We start from the raw sequence: 23,861 nt of genomic DNA, 5'->3' as shown, positions 1-23,861 counted from the left end.
TCTACTCAAGAAGGACTTGATTACTTACATCGTATAGAAAAAGACACTTTTCTGGAAGGGTTAAAAAGCATTGATATCAAGCTATATAATGTGCTGAAAAACGCTAAAGATGGAGATAACCCAATAGTGATGAGGTTTAAACTTAAAGACAAAATATAATAATGGGAATGAAAAATTTAAAATACATTTTAATATTTACAGCCATACTACTGATTATTAGTGTTCTATACCGATTTTTGGGTAATAAAAATATTGAATCAATTGAAACTCCACAGCTAATTGAAAACACTAATTCTCAACTAACTAAGGTTGAATTTTTGAACCAAAAAATCGATCTAGGAAGAGTTAAAGGCGATAAACTTATCGAAACTGAATTTATTTTAATCAATAAAGGCAATAGTAAATTGGTTATTGATCATGTTGAAGTTTCATGTGACTGTACTGCAGGAGAAATAATGAATGAATTTACAAACCCTGGCGATTCACTCAAAATCAGAGTTATGTATAATAAAATTAGATATGGCTTCTTTTATCAAGATGTAATGGTTTATGGCAATTTTGAAACCTCACCTCAGTTTGTAAGTTTCGAAGGCTTCATAATTGATTAAATAGATGTATAGACATTTTAAATGTTTGCCATGTTCAAGCAATGAAAAACAATTATCTAATTATATATGTATTCCTCCTGATTTTATCAGGTTGTGGATCTCCTAACACAGAAAATGAAAGAGCAGAAATAAGCAATGCCATAGGGATTGAACTAGAAATTAAGGGGACGCTCGTTTTAGAACTTGATAGTCAAACTAGCTTGAGTGGTGTAAGCTCATTCGGCTATGATCAGCTATCAAATACAATTTATATGTATGAATTCTTAAATAATAGGATACTAACATATTCTCGTTCTGGCGAATTAATAAATCAAATTTCAATGCCTAAAGATGGCAAAGATGAAATATTTGGAAGTTATAATACAGGCCTATTAATGCGAGGCAACATTGCTTATTTTAATGAACCCAATAAATTTCGTATTTCCATTGCGGATCTGTCAGAAGGAATTTTGGTGACACATCGATTTCAATATGATATGGATGATGTGCAATTCAAATTTGAAACGGGTACAGGTCCATTTACGCTGTATAGCACACCTGTTCTATTTAGAGAGAACAAGTTATACTTTACTGCGAACCTATTTGAAGGGAAATTTCAAACTATGGAAGACCTTAAGGTAGATGAGACTTATAAAATCAACTCCGCTTACGTTTATGATATTGAAAAAAATGAATTGGATTCCTTTCTGTCCAGACCTAATCAGCTTGACAATGGATACAGAGGAGAAGGATTAAAGTTCAAGGTTAGTCACACACTCAATCCTTTGACCAACAGTATTGTATATGCAATTGGCGCATATGACACGCTTATCGAAGTAAAAGCGGATGGCTCAATAACGCATCATCCAATAGGAAGTGAATTAACTAATGATTTTGCTCCATTTTCAACTGAACTTAAAGTGATGCCGAGAGAAAAATGGATGGAATATGAATATACCACAGCTGAAGTTTCCAATGTACTATTTGATCAATACAAGAAATTGTATTATGTATTTATCAAAAAAGGTCAGACCTCAGAAGCCTATTTGGATCCAAGCACCAGTGGATTAAGAGATTACTCACTAGTTGTCATCGATGAGAACTTCAATTTTCTTGGTGAAAAAATAATTGATGCCGGATATGACCCTAACTACAATCTGATATTTGAGGATGGACTATATATACTAAGGAAAGATTTATATAATCAGAATGATGATTATATGACATTTGATCAAATTGAAATTGTAAGGTAAACTTATTGGAACTTAATATAGCGTTTGATAACATAATACATTTGCCCTATTCCACTTTAGGATATAGAGTAGAATATTATTTTAACACCATAAAGCCAAGCTAACAAAAAAAGGAACCGCATAGCAGCTCCTTTTCAAGATTGTGTATTATGAATTTGCTAGAATTAACCCTCCATTATTTCCTGCAAAGACGCTTTATTTGCTATGATGATTTTATCTATCAAATCGTCAGTTAAGGCTGTTGAGAGGAACAATGATTCAAATTGACTTGGGGCTAAATAAATGCCTCTATTGAGCATGGCACGGAAATACTTTCCAAATAGTACAGTGTCACATTGCTTAGCACTTTCAAAGTCAAACACAGGCTTATCAGTAAAAAACAAACTATACATGCTGCCTAAATGGTTGATAGTGAAATTCAATCCAAACTCATCAAGTCCATTTTGGATTCCTGCTACTAATTTATTGCCAATTGCATCAAGCTGGTTGTAAATTTCCGGATGGCTATTAAGATGTGAAAGCATTGCCAAACCTGCAGCCATTGCCACAGGATTTCCAGATAAAGTTCCAGCCTGATAAACGGGACCTTGTGGAGACACAAAATCCATTATGTCTTTCCTCCCGCCGTAAGCACCAACGGGCATGCCGCCACCAATGATTTTGCCAAGCGTAGTTAGATCTGGCTTTACTGCAAACATTTCTTGTGCTCCGCCTTTTGCCAAACGAAAACCAGTCATCACTTCATCAAAAATCAAAAGGATTCCCTCTTCATCACATATTTGGCGAAGGCCTGCTAAAAATCCTTCCTTTGGTAGCACACAACCCATATTGCCTGCTACAGGCTCAATAATTATGGCGGCAATCTCATTTTTATGAAGCTGAACAAGTTCTTTCACATGCTCCAAATCGTTATAGCGAGCAGATATTGTGTCAGCTGCTGTTCCTTTGGTAACTCCCGGACTATCAGGCGTACCAAGCGTTACCGCACCACTACCCGCAGCAATCAGAAATGAATCTCCATGACCGTGATAGCAGCCTTCGAATTTGATGAACTTATCTCGACTTGTAAACCCTCTTGCCACTCTAATGGCCGACATAGTCGCCTCAGTACCTGAATTTACCATGCGTACTTTCTCAATAGATGGTACCATGGTACATATTAACTCAGCTATTTCAACTTCTCTGGCTGTAGGTGCGCCAAAAGACGAACCATCGATTACAGCTTTTTGCACTGCATCTATAATCATCGGATGAGCATGACCCAAAATCATAGGCCCCCAGCTATTGATTAGTTCAATATAGGAATTGCCATCTTCGTCGTAAAGATGTGCACCAGATGCTTTTTTTATGAAAACAGGATCGCCTCCAACAGACTTGAATGCCCTAACTGGAGAGTTTACACCACCTGGGATAAATTGTTTGGCTTTGTCAAAAAGGTTCTTACTTGTGGATAAATTTAATTTACTCATTTACAGCTTGTAATACTCCGTTTGTTAATTTAAAAATTGGGACATATTGATTATCAATTTGTTGGGTAAATTGATAACCTGATAGTACATCCTCTAATATTAGTCCTTCACTTTTGAGTCCAATGTGGAATTGTGTTCCGTATTCTTTGATGGCCTTGCCAATTAGCAACATGGCATCATAGCCGAAAGAGGAATAGGTAGTAGGCATGGTTCCATACGATCGAACATACTCTTCTCTAAACTTTTTGAGTGTTTCACCACCAAATTGAACTCCATTATAGCCTACCAAATAAACTCCAAGTCGCTCTAATTGAAGCTCTGAAATATTTGATCTGTCTAACCAAGTGTCGAATCCAAATGTTGGGACTTTGTCGCCTCTAATCGTTAATAAACTCAATGCACTTACAATTACTGCCGGGTTTTCAGTAGCTAAGAAAATATGGCCAATTTCCTCTTTTGTCATCGCAGGCACAGCTCGTGTCGCATTTGGATCGTCGCGGGTAGGTGCTGGCATTTGTCGGGTTTCTGACAATCTCTGAAATATTGATGAGCCATCCGGCCCGGAAATTTGCTCCATCATTACCACTCGGAAACCAAGCTTCTCAGCTGTTTTTTTATAGGCATTGGCTATTTCTTCATCTCTTTTGGATGTGCTGTAAATGATTACAGCGTTTTTATTATTGAATGACTTATCAGCAAACTCAATCACTTTTTTCGATAATGTTTCGTTCCCAGGTCGCATCATCAAAGCCCAAGGATTATCGACTATATCCTCTACGCCACCTCCAAATGGCAATACAAGAGGCATTAAATTTTCGCTTGCATAAGTGGCTACATTCTCTTGCGTGCCACCTAGTTGGTTATAAATCATAAAGTCCATTCCTTTAACCTCTGGTCTATTCAAAATAGATGATGGTGAAGAAATATCTCGGCTTTCAATATCGTAATTGAACAAATTGATATTAATTCCTTGCGTCCTCAATTGCCTATTTGCAAGCTTCAACCCTGCATAGAAATCCATGTATTGGCTATTACGATAGGTACCTCCCGCCTTTAGCAAATGAAGCGAAAAAGGCAACACCACAGCCGCATTGTAGCTATTTTTCATTTCGGTAGCTACAGGAGTATCTATTAACTCTTCTACCTTGAAATTGAATTTCTCACGAAGTACTTTTACTCTAGCTTGAGAGTTTCTATCCGTATTTACGATCAATCTCTGTGCTAATTCCAGACCTAATCTAGCATTATCAGGATAGCTTCGGTATAGACTTTCCAATTGCTCTACAGACTCGATTGTAGCAACATATTCAGCTTCCATTGCATTGGCATCTTCCTTTGCAGACGCACTGCGAATTTTCTCCAAGGCATTAAATCCTTGAGGGTATTTACCTAGTTCAAATTCACTTTTCGCAAGCCAATAGTATAAATCCTCTCTCCGCTCCCAACCTGGCGATCTAGTTTCTAATTGCACAAATAAATCTCTGGCAGCTGAAATATTGCCTGCTTTGAACTGTGATAAGCCTTGATAAAAAATGGCGTAATTCAAATAGGGATTTCCGCTTGTAAGCTCTGCTACAGATGCAAATAACTGACTAGCTTGATTGAAATTACCTACTCTGAATTGCTCTTTTGCTCTTGAAAAATTATTTCTAATATCCTGAGCATCAACAGACAAAAACAGCAAACAAAGGCTTAAAACTAATAAGATTCTTTTCATATTTTATTCCCATTCGATGGTGGCGGGAGGTTTAGAACTGATGTCGTACACCACTCTATTCACACCTTTCACCTTATTAATAATGGTATTACTTACATCCGCCAAAAACTCATACGGCAAATGGCACCAATCAGCTGTCATTCCATCAACGGACGAAACTGCTCTTAGGGCTACTACTTTTTCATAGGTACGCTCATCGCCCATTACACCAACCGACTGTATTGGCAGCAAAATAGCTCCTGCTTGCCACACATTATTATAGTGTCCTTCTGATTTCAAAGCATTAATGAATATATGATCTACCTCTTGCAAGGTTTTCACTTTTTCTTCGGTGATATCACCCAAAATACGAATTGCCAGTCCAGGCCCAGGGAATGGATGACGACCAATGATTTTTGGATCTATTCCCATGCTGTTTCCTACATTTCGTACTTCGTCCTTAAACAACGTATTTAAAGGCTCAACTATTTTCAGCTTCATCGTTTCTGGCAATCCGCCAACATTATGATGCGATTTGATAGTTGCCGACGGGCCTTTTACAGAAACGGACTCGATCACATCTGGATATATTGTGCCTTGAGCCAACCATTTCACATCTTGAATTCGATGAGCTTCTTCATCAAACACATCGATAAAGGTTTTTCCAATTGCCTTCCGCTTTGCTTCTGGATCGCTTATTCCCTTCAATGCATCATAAAATCGCTGCTTTGCATCTACACCTTTCACATTCAGTCCCATATTGAGATAGGAATGAAGCACATCTTCAAATTCGTTCTTCCTTAGCAAACCATTATCCACAAATATGCAATAGAGATTTTGGCCAATTGCTTGGTGAATAAGCATAGCAGCTACAGATGAATCTACCCCACCTGAAAGGCCAAGCACTACCTTATCATTACCTAACTTCTCCTGAAGGTTCTGTACCGTTGATTCTATAAAAATCTCCGGAGTCCAATCTTGTGAACAATCACAAATATGAACCACAAAGTTTCTGAGCAAATTCTTTCCTTCTGTAGAATGCGTCACCTCAGGATGAAACTGAATACCATAAGTGTCTTCATCACTAATTTTAAAAGCAGCTACCGCTACTGAAGGTGTGCTTGCAATCACATGAAAGTTATCCGGCAATTCTCGAATAGTATCTCCATGCGACATCCAAACTTGGGAGTGCAAGGACATTTCCTTTAGCAGTTCGAAGTGAGTATCCACTTTGCTAAGCTTAGCACGTCCATACTCACGAATTTCCGATGGCAATACTGTCCCACCATTTTTATGCGCCATCAATTGCGCTCCATAGCAAACACCCAGCACAGGGATTTTCCCTCTTATTCCACTCAAATCCACATCGGGTGCATCCTTATCCCATACAGAGCAAGGACTTCCCGATAAGATTACTCCTTTTATATCATCTGTAATCTCAGGCACATGATTATAAGGGTGAATTTCGCAATAAACATTGAGTTCTCTTACTCGTCGAGCGATGAGTTGCGTGTATTGAGAACCGAAATCAAGGATAAGAATTTGTTCAGCCATGGTGCAAAAATAATAGCTGAAAACGGGAAACCTATTAAATTTATTTAGGATTCAGTGAATGTCCCTTTTTCAGTAATTGCAGTTTCATTACCTCCATCCTTTTTGTCTTTGGCGGGAGGAAAGAAAAACAACATTGGATGTCTCCACAAATGCCTGCCAATTAGCCTGAACAGCAAACCAACTCGACTGAATGCAACGCCTCTAGAAAGTATTGCCACATATATTGCTAAACCAAAACTTACCAGAAAATTCATTAATCCAATACCAGCAATTCCAAGTAGCGACACCAAGACCGTATTCAATGAAATCTGATCGCCAAGCACAAACATTGCAATCCCAAAATTACCAGAAGCAAATGTTATGTGACGGATGTCCAGTGGCAACCCGAATATAAAACCTAAGGTGCCCATAGAACCTAAGAATATCCCTAGGAAAAAATTACCTGTAAGGCTGCCAAGATTATTGTCAATATAATTGCTAAACTTCTCTAAAGTTTTTTCAGACATGATTGCCTTTAGTTTCTTATGCTCTCGTAATCGCTGTGGAATTCGGGCAAAAACTACTTTATTGTCATAATAGCCAGAAATGACTCCTGATAGAAATAAACAAACACCAGCAATCCCGGCATAAAACAAGGATAATGATTCCCATGGATGAATTTCAGTAATCAATTGCATCGCTTTGTCGTCTTTCGCTATTTGCTCACCGAAGTAGCTAGCATAGCCATAAGCCACCAAAAATGCGACTGGGAAAGCAATTACCACATTGCCTACAAACGCAATAAACTGGCTTCTAAACACCTTTACTATCAAATTGGATAGACTGGAAAGTGCCTCCCTCTCCGTTCCCTTTACATCCAATGAAGCCGCAATCTTGGTGGCAGTCATGGCCGGTTGCTTGGTAGCAAGGGTAGTTTTGGTCAAGTGAATTCCAATAAAGCCCAATGAGTAATTCATGCTATACAAAAATGCTTCACCAAATGGCGCCAATCGCAGGTAGTAGATTAGCACTTTGATGCAACTCAAAATCCCAACGATCAAACCTCCACCCATTGAGGAAAACAGCATTTTGCTATAGCCTTTCCAATCGTGGGTTATGTATTTTTCTCCTGTTTTTCCTGCATGTTCGGTAATCTGAAATGCCAGTAAGCCCACGTTTGCGTAAAAATGGTCTATTAGATTATTCTTACGATTTTCAGCTTTTACTAATTTTTTGAATAAAAAAACGAGTGGAAATACTTTGTCCTTTTCACGCTGATGATAGAGGATTTCCAAAAGCACATTGAGCCTATCCGTATGCTGATGCAACCGCTGGATTAGATAAGTCAATGATAATTCAGCACCCTTTTCATGTTGCTCATGGCGAAGGGTGGTAATGACTTCCTCGCATTTCTCTAGCACTTCCAAAATCTCCTTATAATCACCAGATGAAAAGGAATCTACTCCACCTAAAGTGATTTTATTGAGGAGCAAAACAATTTTTCTGTTTTGAAGCAGGAAAGGAGATTCTGGCTTTTCGAGTAATGGAAAACGATCGATCAGATCCGGATCGAGGCTGATACCAGCTATTCGGTGGGAGATGATTTCTAATGCATTATTGTAGTGGAAAAGCTCCTTTTGCAAAAACGAATATTTGGCTTCTTTATCAAGTGAAAGCAATTCAAATAAGTGCTCCCACGTTTTGGAAGGAATTTTTTCAATCCATCTGTAATCAGTCTTGCGATGGAAGCTTTCATTCAATATGCCTTGTAGAACATTTTCTTCTTTGGCAGCAGGGAGGAAGTATTGTGCAAATTTCTGAAATCCCTCAGCAAAAAAACCTTTGTTGGATAAAATACCTGTTTCAGTAAGTAACGATACGGGATCATTAGTCATAAAAACCTCCCGCAAATACCTCCTCAATGATCGTCTTAAATATTCATTCTCCTCTAATATTGATATCAAGGCATTAAGCCTTTTATCTGCATTTTCATGCTTATTTACACTACTCGGCCGTATCTCCTGCACCAGTTCAATAAGTAATTCTGGTTTACCTGTTTCAGCCTGTATATGTATTTTGTCTAATAATTCTTTCATAATAGGGCTATAGAAAACGCCTTTTACAATGATACAATTTGAATTTGATTCAATTGTTAAAATTCCCAATTAAATGATGTTGGTTAAGAATAGCCAGCGGCAATTATAATCCGATAAAGAAATTGGATGTTAACTAAGATTAAATTTTAGAAATGGACTAATTTGCCGTCAAATAAGAAATTGAATTGGAATGAATAAAAAGCACTTTGAAACAGACGCCATCAGAGGCCAAATGGACAGAACCATTTATCAAGAACATTCTGCTCCAATTTTTCCCACCTCTAGCTTTGTTTTCGAAACGGCAGAAATGGCTCGCGATATGTTTAATGGCGACATTGAAGGCAATATTTATTCGCGCTATTCTAATCCCAATACGAACGAATTTATTCAAAAACTTTGCTTGTTGGAAGGAACCGAAGCAGGCGTTGCAACTGCATCAGGAATGTCCGCCATGTTTTTGAGTATTGCTAGCTTTTTGGAATCGGGCGATCATGTGTTGGCTTCAAGATCACTTTTTGGCTCTACCCACCAAATTCTCACGCAGCTTTTACCTCGTTGGGGCATCACTTCAACCTATGTAGATATAGACAAGCCCGAAACTTGGGAAGCGGCAATCCAGCCTAATACCAAAATGTTTTTTGCAGAAACACCAAGTAATCCTGGGCTCGATTTGCTCGACTTGGAATTTATGGGCGAGCTGTGTAAGCGCAAAGGAATATTGATGAATATCGACAATTGCTTTGCCACACCTTATCTGCAAAATCCACAAAAATTTGGCGCTGATATCATTACTCATTCGGCCACGAAGTTTATAGATGGGCAAGGTCGGGTGCTTGGCGGAGCGGTTTTGGCATCGAAAGAGTTGATCGAAAAAGTTACTTTCCTAAGCCGTCATACGGGTCCTGCGCTATCACCATTCAATGCTTGGATTCTCTCCAAAAGCTTGGAAACACTCCATGTGCGAATGGATCGACATTGCAAAAATGCCCTTAAAATTGCTGAATGGCTACAAAATCATCCCAATGTGAAATGGGTTAAATATCCATTTCTAGTTACTCATCCTAACTATGAGATTGCTCGCAAGCAAATGAAAATGGGTGGAGGCTTGGTTACTTTTGAATTGAAAACAGGTGAAGCTGGTCTATTTGAGAAGATCAATAAGCTGGAAATGATTAAGATATCAGCCAACCTTGGCGACACTCGAACGATCATAACACATCCTGCCTCCACCACACATTCTAAACTTTCGCAAGAAGACCGCGGGAGGGTAAATATCACCAATGGCTTATTAAGACTTTCTGTAGGCTTAGAAAATGCAGAAGATATTATCAGTGATTTGGAGAGGGTTGTTGGTTGAGGGAATTGGGGGTTGCCTTCAAAGTTGATACTGTATGCCCAAAAAAATAATCTGTCAGAAATTTTTCTTAGATAAAAATTATCTCTTAAATTTATAACCATTGTGTAAGGTTTACTAACTTGGTTTTATGAATAATTATTTATCGTTGACGGAAACTTCAGAATTGATTGGCAAAAGTAAGGAGACTTTGAGGCGATGGGATAATGAAGGTATATTAAAGGCTGTAAGAGAGCCAGTATCTAATTACAGAGTTTACAGGAAATCAGATGTTCAAAAATTATTAGGATCATTATTTAATGATATACTTATTGATGATGTTTCTAACCGAGTTAATGCTGAAAATGAGTATTCCGTTTTAGAACTATTTGCAGGAGCAGGAGGATTGGCAGTTGGGCTAGAAAGAGCAGGTTTAAAATGTATTGCATTGAATGAAATTGACAAATGGGCTTGCAATACGCTCCGAAATAATAGACCCAACTGGAATGTACTTGAGGGTGATATTAAAAATTTTGATTTTCGTGATTATCACAATAAAGTTGATGTAGTTACTGGAGGCTTTCCATGTCAAGCATTCAGTTACGCAGGAAAGAAATTAGGATTAGAAGATGCCCGAGGAACTCTTTTTTATGAATTTGCTAGAGTTGTACAAGAGGTAAATCCGTCTATTTGTATTGGTGAAAATGTAAGAGGACTTTTGAGTCATGATAAGGGTAAAACCTTGCAAGGAATGGTTTCTATTTTAAATGAAATAGGGTACAAAGTTGTTCCTGTAAAAGTATTAAAAGCTATTCATTACAGAGTTCCCCAAAAAAGAGAACGACTTATTTTAGTTGGAATAAGAAAGGATATTGATTTAGAGTATAATTACCCTCAACCGCATCATAAAATTTTTACACTTGAAGATGCATTAAAGAAAGGTGAACTTTATGATTCTGATGTACCAGAATCTGCGGGTGTAACCTATCCAGAATATAAGAAGAAAGTTCTTGATATGATTCCTCCAAAAGGCTATTGGAGAGATTTACCAATAGAAATCCAAAAAGAATATATGGGTGGAAGTTTCTACCTAGGCGGAGGAAAAACAGGAATGGCAAGAAGAATTGGCTGGGATGAGCCATCACTTACTTTAACTTGTAGTCCAGCTCAAAAACAAACTGAAAGGTGTCATCCTGATGAAACAAGACCTTTCACTGTTCGAGAATATGCTCGAATACAAACCTTTCCAGATGATTGGAAATTTAGTGGATCTATGGCTCAGCAATACAAGCAAATTGGTAATGCAGTGCCAGTGAATTTAGGAGAAGAAGTGGGCTACTCAATCGTTAAATTTTTAAACCAGTATTATAAAGTTAAAAGTCAAAAAGCGGTGATGATCTAATTTCTTCGGCTAACTCTTCACAGCCCTTATTTATTAAATCTTCTGAATCAATATTATTAATACTTGTGTGTAATGCTGCTACTAATGTGGCGTAAAAGTGAGGAAAACCAGTAACCCTATGCCAAAATTCCTTACCGATATAGACTGGATGAGTTTGGTCTATAAGTTTATAATGCATACTTAATTCATTAGACTCACCATATAATACTCCTACAATGAAATCGGTATTGCTAATTCCTTTGAAAGCACTATTTGTCCTAGCCAAATTAATTGTGTTAGTAAATTTCCTAGTCAATGGTTTTACGTCCTCAGAGTTAATCGTATTTGGTCCTGATTTTAATTGACACCATTTTCTTCTATTGTCAAGTTTATCAATAAACTCAATGTCCATTCCTTTTATAAGCGAGCCTTCTGCAATTCCTAACTCAACAAACATACTTTGAATGCGAGTGCCAAAAGAAGTGTTAATTGAAGTACCCAAAACTCTAGGATAGTATAATGCCTTTGCAACACCTTCCGGAGAATATTCACCTACAAGAATTTTTGAGAGATACTTTACAACAATTGGATTGATATTGTAAGATTTAAGCTTCGAATGCGTCTTTAATGAAGCTCGTATATGATTTTTGAAAATATAGCGTTCGAAATACTCGACTATACGAATTGCAAGTTCCCTATCTGTCATAGTGCAATTTATGCAATTACAATAAAATTTAGTTCCAATCTTTCAAAATTGATACAATAGATTTATTCAAGAAGCTCATAACATCGATATAGACAGATTGAAAAACATTCAACTCAACCTTCCAATGCCTCATTCTTCACCTCTTCCGAATTGCTCACTGCTACTTTAGGAGCTTCAGTTTTATCTGGAAATAACTTAGCTTTATAAATATCAGCAATTTTTACTTTGAAAAATTCCTTATGAACATTAAATGGCACATGGCCTCCTAAAGCTTTCTTATGGTAATTTCCATCTTCTTTTAGGATATAGGCATTTACATTATCCTTTAAATTGTAGTACAACAAATTGATAATTTGCTGCTTCAACATCGGGTCAATTACGCTAAACAAAGACTCTACTCTACGATCGAATGATCTTACCATTGCATCGGCACTTCCTGTGTAAACCAATGGCGCCGCATTATTGTGAAAGTAGAAAATTCTAGAGTGCTCGAGAAAGTCCCCAACTATTGAAATAACTGAAATATTCTCACTCAAGCCCACCCTACCTGGCCTTAGACAACAAATTCCGCGTACAATCAATTTGATCTTTACACCTGCTTGACTAGCCTTATAAAGCTCTTCTATAGTTTCACTGTCCTCTAGTGAATTAAGTTTAATTACGATCCCACTTGACAAACAATTTTTAGAGTTTTCAGCCTCTTTGCGAATAAGCGAGATCAACTGCTGACGCATATCACGTGGAGAAGTAATCAGCAAGTCATATTGGCTTGGAAGTGAGTGACCTGTAATTACATTGAAAAACTCCGAAACATCATTTGCATAGGTTTCATTGGTCGTAAGCAAGCCCAAATCGGTGTATAAATTGGCTGTTTTCTCATTGTAATTACCACTAGATAAATGGACGTAACGAGTTATTTTCTCCTCCTCTTTACGCACAATCATCATCAATTTGGTATGCGTCTTATAATTTCCAAACCCATAAATTACGAAGCAGCCGGCTTTTTGCAGCTTTTTCGCCTCCCGCATATTATTCTCTTCATCGAATCGAGCCTTTACTTCAAAAAGCACCGAAACGTGAATACCATTCTCAGCCGCCTTCAATAATGCTTCTGTTACCCTTGATGATTTAGCCAAACGATAAATCGTCATTTTGATCGCTAATACATTGGGATCTTCAGCGGCTTTCTCAAGTAAATTAAGAACCGGCTCAATACTATTATAAGGGTGATGCAGCAATACATCTTGATCATTCAAAACATCATAAATATCTTCAGAGTCTGAAGGATAACTTAGCGGTGGCACTTGCTTAGGCAATGTACTCACACTATCACTAAACTCATGATGACCAACTATTTGCATCAATCCACTAAAATCAAATATGCTATCTTTTGGAACTCTGAACACATTATCATCCTCAAGCATCCAGCGATTTTTCAACACCTTCAATACCCAAGAGTTGAAATGATCGCTCACTTCCAAACGAACCACTCTACCAGTTTTACGCGTCTTTAATTTAGCTCTCAGTTCTTCCAAGAAATTCGCTTCGATATCATCACTTTCTTCTAGTGTAAAGTCACCATTACGAATGATTCTAAACGCATCGGCAGAAAGGATTTCGATATTGCGAAATAGCCAATGAATATGACTTTTTATTATTTCTTCTATCGGGATAAAGACCAATTGATCCTCCCGCTCTATTGCAAAAAATCTTGGAATATTTTGTGGAATCTGAACAAAGGATAATTTTTTATTCTCCATCGATTCATGAGGAATCCTTGAAACGACAGCCAAAATTATAATACTATTCATCAGCACCGGAAATGTATGATACGAATCATACACCATGGGAGTAAGCATCGGATAAATCGTCTTCTTAAAGTAATTCTCTACCTTCTCTTTTTCCTCATCATTAAGGTCTCCATTATTTAATATCTGAAAACCATTCTCCGCAAATAATGGCCTTAAAGTCTTTCTGAAATAATCATTTTGTCTTCGAGTAAAGGCCTGTGCTTCTTCAAGCAATTTCTTTCTAAATGGAATTTCTCTAAGTCCCGAATAATCAATTCGCTCTTTTCCATAATCAAGGTAATTGTACAAACTCCCAACTCGTATTTGGAAAAACTCATCTAGATTAGATGATGTAATAGCCATAAATTTGAGTCGGTCGAAAAGTGTACGATCACTATTACGAGCTTGATCCAACACACGCTGGTTGAATTTAAGCCAACTTAAATCCCTGCTTATCAGGCTACTTTGCTCAATGAGTGTAAGTGTTTTATCCTTTAAAGCTTTCATAGCTATGGCTTTTAAGTTCTTTTAAAAATTAATCGGAATTGAAGGCGGGAGGTACAATAGAAATAACCTTAAATCCTTCCTTCAGATAATTGCATGTTAATTACGCAAAAACCTGAAGGAAGATTATAAATTCAATGTTAATTAAACATCAACTTTTGCGTATCGAGCATTCTTCTCGATAAATTCTCTACGTGGAGCTACCTCATCTCCCATAAGCATGGAGAACAAGTGATCCGCTTCAGCAGCTGAATCAATAGTTACTTGCTTTAAAGTTCTGGTAGCCGGGTTCATTGTAGTAGACCACAACTGCTCAGGGTTCATTTCACCCAAGCCTTTGTATCGTTGCTGATGAATAGATTCTTCTTTGCCATCTTTAGCCATTTCGCTTACGGCTCTTGCTCTTTCATCTTCGGTATAAACGTATCTCTCGGTTTTACCTCTCTTTAGTAAATACAATGGAGGTAATGCGATATACAAATATCCTTTATCGATCAAGTCGCGCATATAGCGGAAGAAGAAAGTCAAAATCAGGGTACGGATGTGACTTCCATCGACGTCTGCATCGGTCATAATCACTACTTTATGATAGCGAAGCTTATCCATGTTCAAGCCTTTTGCATCATCTTCCCTTCCGAAGGATACACCTAAAGCTGTGATCATATTTTTGATTTCTTCATTATCGTATATTCTGTGCTCTTGAGCCTTTTCTACGTTCAAGATTTTACCTCTTAGCGGCAGAATAGCTTGGAAATTACGGTGACGACCTTGCTTAGCAGATCCTCCCGCTGAGTCCCCTTCCACTAAGTACAATTCGCACAAAGCCGGATCTTTCTCTGCACAATCAGCCAATTTACCTGGCAAGCCTGTTCCTGAAAGCACATTTTTACGCTGCACCATTTCACGAGCCTTACGAGCTGCATGTCTCGCCTGAGCAGCCAAGATCACCTTATCTACGATTATTTTTGCTTCCTTTGGATGCTCCTCCAAGTAGGCATAAAGTGTTTCGCCTACAGCGGTATCTACTGCACCCATCACATCCGAGTTACCCAATTTGGTTTTGGTTTGTCCTTCAAACTGTGGCTCCGCTACTTTTACCGAAATTACGGCTGTAAGTCCTTCTCTGAAGTCATCACCATTAATTTCAAGCTTCACATTTTTCAGCAGACCAGATTTATCTGCATAGCTTTTGAGTGTTCGTGTAATCGCTCTACGGAAACCCGATACGTGCGTACCGCCTTCTATGGTATTGATGTTATTTACATAGGAAACCAAATTTTCCGTGAAGGACGTATTGTAATTCATGGCAATCTGCACTGGAGTACTGCCATTGTCATTTTCAATGCTAATTGGCGATGCTATCAATGATTCTCTCGTAGAATCGAGATATTGCACAAACTCTACCAAGCCCCCTTCTGAGAAGAAAGTCTGTCCTTTTGGCTCGCCATTATCATCCATTTCGCGGAAATCTTGCAAATGAATTTTGATCCCGGCATTCAAAAATGATAGCTCTCTCATGCGAGTAGCAATCGTTTCGTATTTGAATTCGGAAACTATGAAAATACTTTCATCTGGCTTGAATTTGATAACCGTACCAGTGATATCTGAATCGCCAATCTCCTTTACTGGATACTGTGGAATACCAATTTTATACTCTTGTTCGTAAACTTTTCCATCTCTGTGGACAGTGGCTTTAAGATCGGTAGATAGTGCATTCACACATGACACACCCACGCCGTGCAAACCACCAGAAACTTTATAAGTGTCTTTATCAAATTTACCACCTGCGTGAAGTACAGTCATTACAACTTCTAACGCAGATCTGCCCTCTTTCTCGTGCATATCCACAGGAATACCACGACCATTATCTCTTACCGTTACGCTATTATCATCATTGATATCCACCCATATTTCATCACAATGTCCAGCCATTGCCTCATCTATGGAGTTATCTACTACTTCCCATACCAAGTGATGCAAACCTTTAATTCCAACATCACCAATATACATGGCAGGTCTTTTACGTACGGCTTCGAGGCCTTCCAGCACTTGAATATTTACCGCAGAATACTGTTGCTTGTTACTTTTATCGTTGCTCATTTCTAATAATTCGGAAAAAGCCAAAAATACGAAAATTTGACCGTTTTCGCATGCTATTATTGGAAAGAAACCAAAAGAATTTGGCTATTAGTAGATAGGTATAAATTGATAATAGGCAATTGGCTATCGAATATCCTTCGATTACAAATTGCTAATGATTTGAGCGAGGGTCTACTGCGTTTAGTTAGCACTAGCCCATCCTTTGAACTTCAGTAATTTCCTACACTTAGCATCACCAACGTACAGGCTATTTCAGCTTCTATACCCTTCTCAGAAGCCATTTTGATAAACTCGGAATTTTCTGTACCGGGATTAAAAATGATCCTACGTGGATTTAATGAAAAAATATATTCGTACCACTCAGGTTGATTTTGTGGACCTATGTAAAGAGTCACCGTATCCACATCTTTTATTTCAGGTTTTTGTCTAAGATCTAAAATTTGCTTTCCTGCCAACTCGCCTTTTTTGATACCTACTGGCACGAAATCTATTCCCTCCTCTTTCAGCATATAAGCCGCCCTGTACGAAACGCGGGAGGGATTAGTACTTGCTCCTACAATTACTGTTCTCTGATTTTTCAAGTATTTCTGTTTTATTTCAAATACAACTCATAACATCCACTTGAAGCCACAAAGTTCTCTACCCCATTTATCACCGAAATTCAGTCAAATTTGTACTAGGCATTTACAACTCACAATCGCTAAGCAATCGTCCTACATCAACCATTCTTCCCTCCCACAATACCCCTACCCTCACCTAATGCCATCTAATCTCTCCACTAGCTCCACCAAATCCTTATAAAGTATGGCTAAATTAGATCGCTTTTTGCCAGACCAATCACCGATATCCTCACTAGACATGGCTGCAATAAACCAATTCCACATTTCTTCCTTGAAGCTTTCAACGGAATTGAGAGTAAAAAAATCATCTAAAATGACCTTTAGGGATTCTTTCCTCCGAGCTTCACAGGTTTTGCAAATAGTGTTTGTTTCATCTTTATGGGTTTGCATAGCATTTGTATTTTTAATGAAAAACGTTAGCGTAATCATCCAATGGCTTGCCTTTTACATCAGGTATTAGCTCATTATATTCGATGCACAATATGTCGTTTAGATACTTCATTATACCTGAGCCTTAGCAATTCAAGTTCTGTCTTCATCGCTCTCATAGGCAAGATTGTCCATAGCGACTTTACCCTCTTAGAGCTTAATACGCATAGCCCTGCTCTGAACTTCTTCTCATAACTCACTGAGCAACTGAGCAGCTTGGAATGCTCTACTCTTGTAAGCGAATATCTATTATTTGTGCTTCCTATTCTTTTATTTTTATCTTTGTCCATCTTTAGTGTCCGTGATAATTCAAAAATACAAACCTATTTGAAAATTTGCAAACAATTTTGAAAGATAATTCAAGCTTCTTTGAAAGATTAATGTATTATGCTGATTTGCAAGGTATTAAAAATCCTCATGAATTAGCTAAACGCTTGGGATATCCAAGTGCTGAGAAGTTGTATAGACTAGATCGTAAGGTAAATGCCAAACCCAGCGCAGATATTATTACTGATATTTCAAACCTGTTTGAACATTTGAATTTGAGATGGCTTCTCTCAGGTAAAGGGTCAATTACAATTCCAATAAATGACAATAGCTCTATCTCCATTGAAGAGGACAAAAGCTCGGTGGTAAGTGAAAATGATAATACCCATTATAGTAATTTGGAAAATGCGACTTCCGCTAACCAGAAGGGCTCATTTCAGGCTCCTAAAGTCGTAACGGTAGATAGTAAAGGAAAAAACAATATAGCACTGGTATCTGTACGTGATAGGGCAGGCTACCTTCAAGGATACAAGAATCCCGAATATATTGCTGAATTACCCGTTTACAATGTTCCTAAGCTAGATAATGGCATATTTAGAGCTTTCGAGATAGAAGGTCTATCGATGGTACCAACCATCAATCACGGTGATATAGTATTCGCCCAATTTGTCCAGGATTTTGCCCACATCACTGACGATGGTATATATGTAGTAGTCACAGCACACGATGGTGTATTAGTTAAACGACTGATAAACAATATAGATAAATATGGCTTCATTACCGCCAAAAGTGACAGCATAGATAACCGAAGCAATTACCCAAACCTCAAAATAGCTCCAGATCAAATCGTCGAAATTTGGGAGGCTAAAATGTTCATGAGTAGCGATTTCAGCAGTCCACAAGACATCTACTCCCGCATTAATGCTCTGGAAACGGAAATAGAGCATTTTAAAAGTAAGAAAGAGCAAAAATAGGTTTTTTAGAAATAATTCAGCCTTATCTCCGTACGACCAATAAGTAGCAAAAAATAGCCATCACCTTCGTGCCGTTAGGTACTACAATGGGTAGCAAAAAAAAAATAGTCCAGAAGCACTGTGACTTTAGTTTCAACCATGGGATAATGGAATAGCACAAATCATCCTCCCGCAATTGTCTGAATCAATCCTGCCTACCCTTTAGGGATTAAGCGGATTAATCTATTTCACAGAATTTTCTTTTTAAATCTTCCTCTGTCCACCATCAACTTTTCCTTCATAAATTATCAGAATTATGATTTTTCCCAAAAACCATCACCCATAACCTTCTATTTCATCCCCCATCAGCTTCTTCCTCAACTGTCCCCCGTTAACCGTCAACAATTCCAACTCATCATCCCAAAACCACTCGCCTCTTCCTCCATCAAAAAAAGGCCTCCATAGAACATCCATGGAGGCCTGCAAAATTAACCTACACTAAACCTTATCTTTCATTTTGAACCAATCCAGCTTGTCTAACTTCTATGTCGGGAATGGGCCAAACATACCTAGGATCATTCGGAGGCAGAGTATAGCTTTCGCCATTTAAGTCCCTCATTAGTGTTTTCGCATAGCGCGACTCCTTATTCAACCGTCTTAGATCATCTCCTCGCCATCCTCTATAGACTAATTCCTTTCTGCGCTCCTGCAGTACAATATCCAATGCCTCATCAGCATTGGCAGCGCTTATGGGAGTGAAGGTGCCTGTTGCATACCTTTTCTCCAAAAGGGTATTAATTAGGTTCATAGCTCCTTGTACATCATTGGCTCTAGCTAAACTTTCCGCATATATTAAGTAAAACTCATCCGTAGCCATACCGCTATAGAAATTTCTATTACCAGAATAGGTAGCTTTTAAAGTGACAAAACCGCCACCTCTATTAAGAAAAAAAGCATACTTTCTCAAATCATTATCATCGTAGCTTTCCCATAGTTCTGTTGATAGTGACGCTAAATTCAACAAGCTATAGCTTACTCCTAGGGAGTAGAAAAAGCTCTCTGCAAAATGATTGTTAAATGGCATGGATGCGTGAACATTCAAATCATTAAAGTCTACCAAATTCGACTTTCGTTGTAGCACTCTTTGTGCGTACTCTCCAGCCATATCATATTCTCTTCTTAAAAGGTGAATTCTCGCTAGCAAACCATCCACTGTCATTTTAGAAGGCTGATTAATTGAACTAGACTGCTCAGGTAGTAATTCAGATGCCATTGCTAAATCCTCAAATATGGATTCATAACATTCCACTAAACTCGACCTAGGCGGGGTATTACTTATTGATGAATTTAATTTTAAGGGTATCCCCAATTGTTCTGAATCACCTGGGTCATATAGTGGTGCAAATATGCGTAGTAAATTGAAGTGGCCATAAGCTCTGAAAAATAGAGCCGAACCCAGTGCCATATTCCACCGATCTTCTGTTTGCGGTGAATAATCAGTATTTTCTAATCCTTCCAAAACAACATTGGCATAAAATATCTGACGATATAAATTTGTCCATTCTGCTACAGCTTGCCCTTCATAGACGTCCTCAGCCCATATATAGCCATTTCGCTCAGTAGGGGTGGCCATGAAATTGTAATACCGATCAAAAACTACATAGTTATCACTTATTATAAAATTTAGTATGGGATCCACGTTCAGCATGCTAATATTATTTAAAAGTTCTTGATGATCTTCAATGCTTTCCGGTACGAGCAAGGCCTTGTCTGGCTTAATATCTAGAAATTCATCCTCACAGGAAGTCATCAGAAATATGCACAGCAATGGCAAGTATACTTTCGCCTTAGCTAATACCTTCATCTTCCAGTTTGCTGCTTTGATTTTATATGTGTTCTCTCTTTTCATTGTGTCTGTGTTTAAAAATCAATTTTCAATCCCATTGCAATAGATCTTAATGGTCGATTAGTAAGAAAATCAGGGTCAATATCAATGTCCGTTTTCTTCCAAATCAATCCCACATTGTTGATATAGGCATAAAGCTCAGCACGCTTAAATGGCAAATGCTTAATGCGGCTTTGATCAAATAGATAGCTAACTTGGATATCCTGCAAGCGGATATGATCACCGGGCTCTACAAGGGATGATGAATAGGTGTAAAGCTCATCTCTAAGAAAATTATTCGTTAAAGAAACTGAGGGTATATCGGTGATCAATTCATCACCAGGAGCCTGCCATCTGCTATAATAATCGCCGTGGGTACCCAACCCTCTTGTTGCAGCATACCTAACTGAAGCCCTTCTGAAGTAATAATTTAGCCTGAAACTAATATTCATGGACAGTGTAAATCCCTGATAACTAAAGGTATTTCTCAACGACCCGAAACTCCTCGGTTTTGCACTTCCATGAAACCTTAAGTCTTCATGTTCGGAATTTACATAGATATCGGTATAGTCGGTAGAGACCTCACCCTCCCGTATAAACTGAGGGTCACCGGTCTGGCCATCTAGCCCCGCCCAAGGAATACTAAAAAGACCAAATAGTGGGTATCCTGTTAATGGATATATCGCTCGATGTGAGTTTTGCAGCAATTGTATGGAAGAAGGGTTTTCATCATAAAAACCTACCTTATCCCATTGGCTGCTAAATAGGAACTGGCTTTCCCATCTTACTACTTTATCGAGATTTACCGAATTCAAAATCACATCTATACCTTGGCTTTTCAAATCAGAAGTATTGCCTCTATAGCGCAACAAACCAGTAGATGGAAGAGGAATGATGAGGCCAATTAAGTCTAAGCCATTCTTGGTGTAGAACTCAAAGGAGCCATTAACACGGTCATTAAATCCATCAAAGTCAAGGCCAATATTCATCATTTCCACTCGCTCCCAAACTAAATTTGGGTTTGGTGGATTTTGGATTTCAGCATAAGGCAATTGGCTTACTGAAGATACTCCCACTCGTCGAGCTGTTGTAAATGCGGTAAGGCTTTTATCAATATTGCCATTAAAGCCGTATGTCGCTCTCAATTTCAAATATGGAATCAACTGGGAAGAGTAAAATCCCTCTTCGCTGAGTGTCCACCCTGCACCAGCAGACCAAAGTGGTACGCCTCTTTGATTGCTATTGACTCCAAATAAATTGCTCTGATCTTTTCGTGCACTTAAAGTAACATCATACCTCTTTTCAAAATTATAGGCCAAATTGCCGTAGTATGAAATAAATCGATCGCTCAGCTCGCTATGCCCTTGGCGCAAAGGAATGCTGCTCTCCGTGTTTCGATGATACAAAGGAAATCTACCTGTGAAATCTACAGGCAAACTCGCTGCAATTCGATCGTTATAACCGTAATATCTGGCCGAACTTCCTCCACTATTCAACACCTTCACCTCATAACCGGCCAATGCATTTATTTGATGCTTCTCATTGCCAAAAGCCTGCTGATACCGTAATTGTCCGCGTCCATTATGACTGTAACTGCTTCTGTCGCTTCTGTCTAGTATGCCTCCAACAGGTATAGCACGACTAATATTTCCATCTCCATCTACTTGGCTGTACTGATTTACTAAGTCCCTAGCATAAAAACTTTGTTCACCATATAAATCCCTATTGCTGATATTTGCCCGCCAGTATTGATATTGAAGCTCTCCTGTGAGACCCGGTAAAATGTCCACACTAAATCCAGTGTTTATTCTATAATCACGGGTTTGATTAGTCTTTTCAATAAATTGATAATCACTAAGTGGGAAATAATCCCAATTCAGAAGCCCATCTGCTTGTGCTTGATCCAAAAGGCTCCTTCTATAGTCTCTTGTAACCCTAATCGGATTACCTTGCGCATCTGCCAAAGCCATATAAGGCGGGAGGTTGCGGCCTTGAGATAATTGCAAATTGGTAAGCGCTTCGTTGGGGGTATTCTGCAAACGCTCAGTGTAATAGATGGATGTATTCCACCTTAGTCGATCTTTGAAAAAACGCATGCTCTGCCCTGTGTTTAGCGTTATTCGTTCACTAGTATTGCCCACTATACTAGCAAGATTATGATCATAGCCCAGGCCAAAATTGAATTGATGTCGATTGCTTCCTCCACTAAGGCTCAAGCTATATTGCTGATCTACACGCTCCCGATATAGGTAATCCTCCATATCTTGCCGCAAATCCTGACTTTTCAGTGCAGTCATACTAGCTTCCAATTCACTCTCACTGATTTGCCCATTTTCATGAGCAATCAGCAATTCTGCGATGGGACTTAAGCCTCGATTATCTTGCGCATTGACATCACCTGCAAAAGCTCCTTCGAGAAATAGCTCCCTCTCCAAATCTACATAGTCACCAATTTTCATTTGTGGCACATAGTGCAAATCAGGCTTGGAGGTCACATTGATATTAGAATTGAATCGTACTTTAATATCCTGATTGAAAGAACCCTTTTTGGTATTGATTACAATTACGCCATTACCTGCTCTCGTACCCCAAATAGATGCAGCGGCAGCATCCTTCAAAATGGTGATACTCTCCACATCATTCGGATTTATATTTTCTAACCCACCATCGTAAGGAAAATTATCTACAATTATTAAAGGCTCTGCATTTCCAAGCAATGTACTTCTACCCCTAATACTTACTGGGTCGATAAAACCTGCTTCCGAACGATGCAAAATAAGCCCACTGGTTACATCTTCTAAGCGATCCAGCAAATTGGTACTGACTCTTCTATTAATTAGTTCCTCATTTACAAAAGAATAAGAACCAGTCACTCGCTCTCTTGGCACATCCTGGTAGCCAGAAGATAATATGGTTACTCCTGCTAAATCTGTGGTACTACTTTTAAGGATAAGTGCTAATGGCTTATCTAGTGGAACACTTACAGCTTTCTCAAGCTGCTCATAACCCACAAAACTTACTTGTAATAAATAATCTCCTGCTGGGCCTTCCATCGAAAACCAACCTGCCTCATCACTTATACTGCCTAATTTTCTATCCTCATCATATATGTATGCTCCAACTAAAGGCAGGCCATTTTCATCCGTGACCGTACCGGAAATGGGGTATAATTGCTCCTGCGCCCAACCTTTTTGGGTACTCAGCATAATCAAAAAAAGTAAAAATATCTTTCTCATTTTCTTGTGTCCTTTTGGGTTAA

Annotated in this window: 16 protein-coding genes; 5 read left to right on the top strand and 11 right to left on the bottom strand. The window is 38.4% G+C overall.

The window, feature by feature from the left end; translation table 11 throughout:
* The first annotated feature begins 167 nt into the window (after nt 1-167).
* Complete coding sequence (locus ACOXY8_RS09735) at nt 168-608, top strand: DUF1573 domain-containing protein (protein WP_458331389.1); 441 nt, start codon at nt 168-170, stop codon at nt 606-608.
* A 41-nt stretch (nt 609-649) separates the two neighbouring features.
* On the top strand, nt 650-1,840 hold the full coding sequence (locus ACOXY8_RS09730; RefSeq protein WP_458331388.1) for a hypothetical protein: 1,191 nt from the start codon (nt 650-652) through the stop codon (nt 1,838-1,840).
* A 164-nt stretch (nt 1,841-2,004) separates the two neighbouring features.
* Here the strand turns inward: ACOXY8_RS09730 and hemL are convergent, their stop codons facing one another.
* Genes hemL through ACOXY8_RS09710 form a run of 4 tightly spaced genes read right to left on the bottom strand, consistent with a single transcriptional unit; the run spans nt 2,005 to nt 8,634 of the window.
* Entirely contained in the window at nt 2,005-3,309 is a 1,305-nt protein-coding gene (hemL, locus tag ACOXY8_RS09725; protein WP_458331387.1) for a glutamate-1-semialdehyde 2,1-aminomutase, read from the bottom strand.
* Complete coding sequence (locus tag ACOXY8_RS09720; RefSeq protein WP_458331386.1) at nt 3,302-5,026, bottom strand: ABC transporter substrate-binding protein; 1,725 nt, start codon at nt 5,024-5,026, stop codon at nt 3,302-3,304. The genes hemL and ACOXY8_RS09720 overlap by 8 nt, the downstream gene beginning before the upstream one ends.
* 3 nt (nt 5,027-5,029) lie before the next feature.
* The gene (guaA, locus tag ACOXY8_RS09715; protein WP_458331385.1) at nt 5,030-6,559 is read right to left on the bottom strand and encodes a glutamine-hydrolyzing GMP synthase; all 1,530 of its coding nucleotides are present in this window, start codon (nt 6,557-6,559) and stop codon (nt 5,030-5,032) included.
* Nucleotides 6,560-6,603: 44 nt separating this feature from the next.
* Complete coding sequence (locus ACOXY8_RS09710) at nt 6,604-8,634, bottom strand: site-specific recombinase (protein WP_458331384.1); 2,031 nt, start codon at nt 8,632-8,634, stop codon at nt 6,604-6,606.
* A 190-nt stretch (nt 8,635-8,824) separates the two neighbouring features.
* On the opposite strand from ACOXY8_RS09710, the gene ACOXY8_RS09705 reads away from it, so the two are divergent.
* Nucleotides 8,825-9,991 carry a trans-sulfuration enzyme family protein gene (locus ACOXY8_RS09705; RefSeq protein WP_458331383.1) on the top strand — a complete coding sequence of 389 codons (1,167 nt, stop codon included), beginning with the start codon at nt 8,825-8,827 and terminating at the stop codon, nt 9,989-9,991.
* Between the two features lie 127 nt (nt 9,992-10,118).
* Nucleotides 10,119-11,369, top strand: a complete 1,251-nt coding sequence (dcm, locus tag ACOXY8_RS09700; RefSeq protein WP_458331382.1) for a DNA (cytosine-5-)-methyltransferase — start codon at nt 10,119-10,121, stop codon at nt 11,367-11,369.
* Here the strand turns inward: dcm and ACOXY8_RS09695 are convergent.
* The 5 genes from ACOXY8_RS09695 to ACOXY8_RS09675 all read right to left on the bottom strand — a co-directional run bounded on the left by ACOXY8_RS09695 (nt 11,341) and on the right by ACOXY8_RS09675 (nt 17,458).
* A complete protein-coding gene (locus ACOXY8_RS09695; protein ID WP_458331381.1) occupies nt 11,341-12,054 on the bottom strand; it encodes a PmeII family type II restriction endonuclease in 714 nt (237 codons plus the stop codon). The genes dcm and ACOXY8_RS09695 overlap by 29 nt on opposite strands.
* A 113-nt stretch (nt 12,055-12,167) precedes the next feature.
* Entirely contained in the window at nt 12,168-14,351 is a 2,184-nt protein-coding gene (gene ppk1 / locus ACOXY8_RS09690) for a polyphosphate kinase 1 (protein WP_458331380.1), read from the bottom strand.
* A 141-nt stretch (nt 14,352-14,492) separates the two neighbouring features.
* The gene (gene gyrB, locus ACOXY8_RS09685) at nt 14,493-16,448 is read right to left on the bottom strand and encodes a DNA topoisomerase (ATP-hydrolyzing) subunit B (RefSeq protein WP_458331379.1); all 1,956 of its coding nucleotides are present in this window, start codon (nt 16,446-16,448) and stop codon (nt 14,493-14,495) included.
* 209 nt (nt 16,449-16,657) lie between these two features.
* Nucleotides 16,658-17,029 carry a CoA-binding protein gene (locus ACOXY8_RS09680; protein ID WP_458331378.1) on the bottom strand — a complete coding sequence of 124 codons (372 nt, stop codon included), beginning with the start codon at nt 17,027-17,029 and terminating at the stop codon, nt 16,658-16,660.
* Nucleotides 17,030-17,200: 171 nt separating this feature from the next.
* Nucleotides 17,201-17,458: a hypothetical protein gene (locus tag ACOXY8_RS09675; protein WP_458331377.1), complete on the bottom strand. Its 258-nt coding sequence runs from the start codon at nt 17,456-17,458 to the stop codon at nt 17,201-17,203.
* Nucleotides 17,459-17,844: 386 nt separating this feature from the next.
* On the opposite strand from ACOXY8_RS09675, the gene ACOXY8_RS09670 reads away from it, so the two are divergent.
* Nucleotides 17,845-18,738, top strand: coding sequence for a S24 family peptidase (locus ACOXY8_RS09670; protein WP_458331376.1), 894 nt, complete (start codon nt 17,845-17,847; stop codon nt 18,736-18,738).
* Nucleotides 18,739-19,222: 484 nt separating this feature from the next.
* Here the strand turns inward: ACOXY8_RS09670 and ACOXY8_RS09665 are convergent, their stop codons facing one another.
* Nucleotides 19,223-20,626, bottom strand: a complete 1,404-nt coding sequence (locus ACOXY8_RS09665; protein WP_458331375.1) for a RagB/SusD family nutrient uptake outer membrane protein — start codon at nt 20,624-20,626, stop codon at nt 19,223-19,225.
* An 11-nt stretch (nt 20,627-20,637) separates the two neighbouring features.
* A complete protein-coding gene (locus ACOXY8_RS09660) occupies nt 20,638-23,838 on the bottom strand; it encodes a SusC/RagA family TonB-linked outer membrane protein (RefSeq protein ID WP_458331374.1) in 3,201 nt (1,066 codons plus the stop codon).
* Nucleotides 23,839-23,861 lie beyond the last annotated feature (23 nt).

Source organism: Peijinzhouia sedimentorum, from assembly GCF_049340005.1.
Lineage (GTDB): Bacteria > Bacteroidota > Bacteroidia > Cytophagales > Cyclobacteriaceae > CAXBDP01.
Note: the sequence above shows the minus strand (reverse complement) of the source record. Positions and strands in the feature narration are given on the sequence as shown.

Bases quoted from the DNA above. Each gene is read 5' to 3' on its own strand.
- ACOXY8_RS09660 (WP_458331374.1), bottom strand. From the start codon at position 23,838: ATGAGAAAGATATTTTTACTTTTTTTGATTATGCTGAGTACCCAAAAA.
- ACOXY8_RS09675 (WP_458331377.1), bottom strand. From the start codon at position 17,458: ATGCAAACCCATAAAGATGAAACAAACACTATTTGCAAAACCTGTGAA.
- ACOXY8_RS09665 (WP_458331375.1), bottom strand. From the start codon at position 20,626: ATGAAAAGAGAGAACACATATAAAATCAAAGCAGCAAACTGGAAGATG.
- hemL (WP_458331387.1), bottom strand. From the start codon at position 3,309: ATGAGTAAATTAAATTTATCCACAAGTAAGAACCTTTTTGACAAAGCC.
- ACOXY8_RS09710 (WP_458331384.1), bottom strand. From the start codon at position 8,634: ATGAAAGAATTATTAGACAAAATACATATACAGGCTGAAACAGGTAAA.
- ACOXY8_RS09730 (WP_458331388.1), top strand. From the start codon at position 650: ATGAAAAACAATTATCTAATTATATATGTATTCCTCCTGATTTTATCA.
- ppk1 (WP_458331380.1), bottom strand. From the start codon at position 14,351: ATGAAAGCTTTAAAGGATAAAACACTTACACTCATTGAGCAAAGTAGC.
- guaA (WP_458331385.1), bottom strand. From the start codon at position 6,559: ATGGCTGAACAAATTCTTATCCTTGATTTCGGTTCTCAATACACGCAA.
- ACOXY8_RS09705 (WP_458331383.1), top strand. From the start codon at position 8,825: ATGAATAAAAAGCACTTTGAAACAGACGCCATCAGAGGCCAAATGGAC.
- ACOXY8_RS09695 (WP_458331381.1), bottom strand. From the start codon at position 12,054: ATGACAGATAGGGAACTTGCAATTCGTATAGTCGAGTATTTCGAACGC.
- gyrB (WP_458331379.1), bottom strand. From the start codon at position 16,448: ATGAGCAACGATAAAAGTAACAAGCAACAGTATTCTGCGGTAAATATT.
- ACOXY8_RS09735 (WP_458331389.1), top strand. From the start codon at position 168: ATGAAAAATTTAAAATACATTTTAATATTTACAGCCATACTACTGATT.
- dcm (WP_458331382.1), top strand. From the start codon at position 10,119: ATGAATAATTATTTATCGTTGACGGAAACTTCAGAATTGATTGGCAAA.
- ACOXY8_RS09720 (WP_458331386.1), bottom strand. From the start codon at position 5,026: ATGAAAAGAATCTTATTAGTTTTAAGCCTTTGTTTGCTGTTTTTGTCT.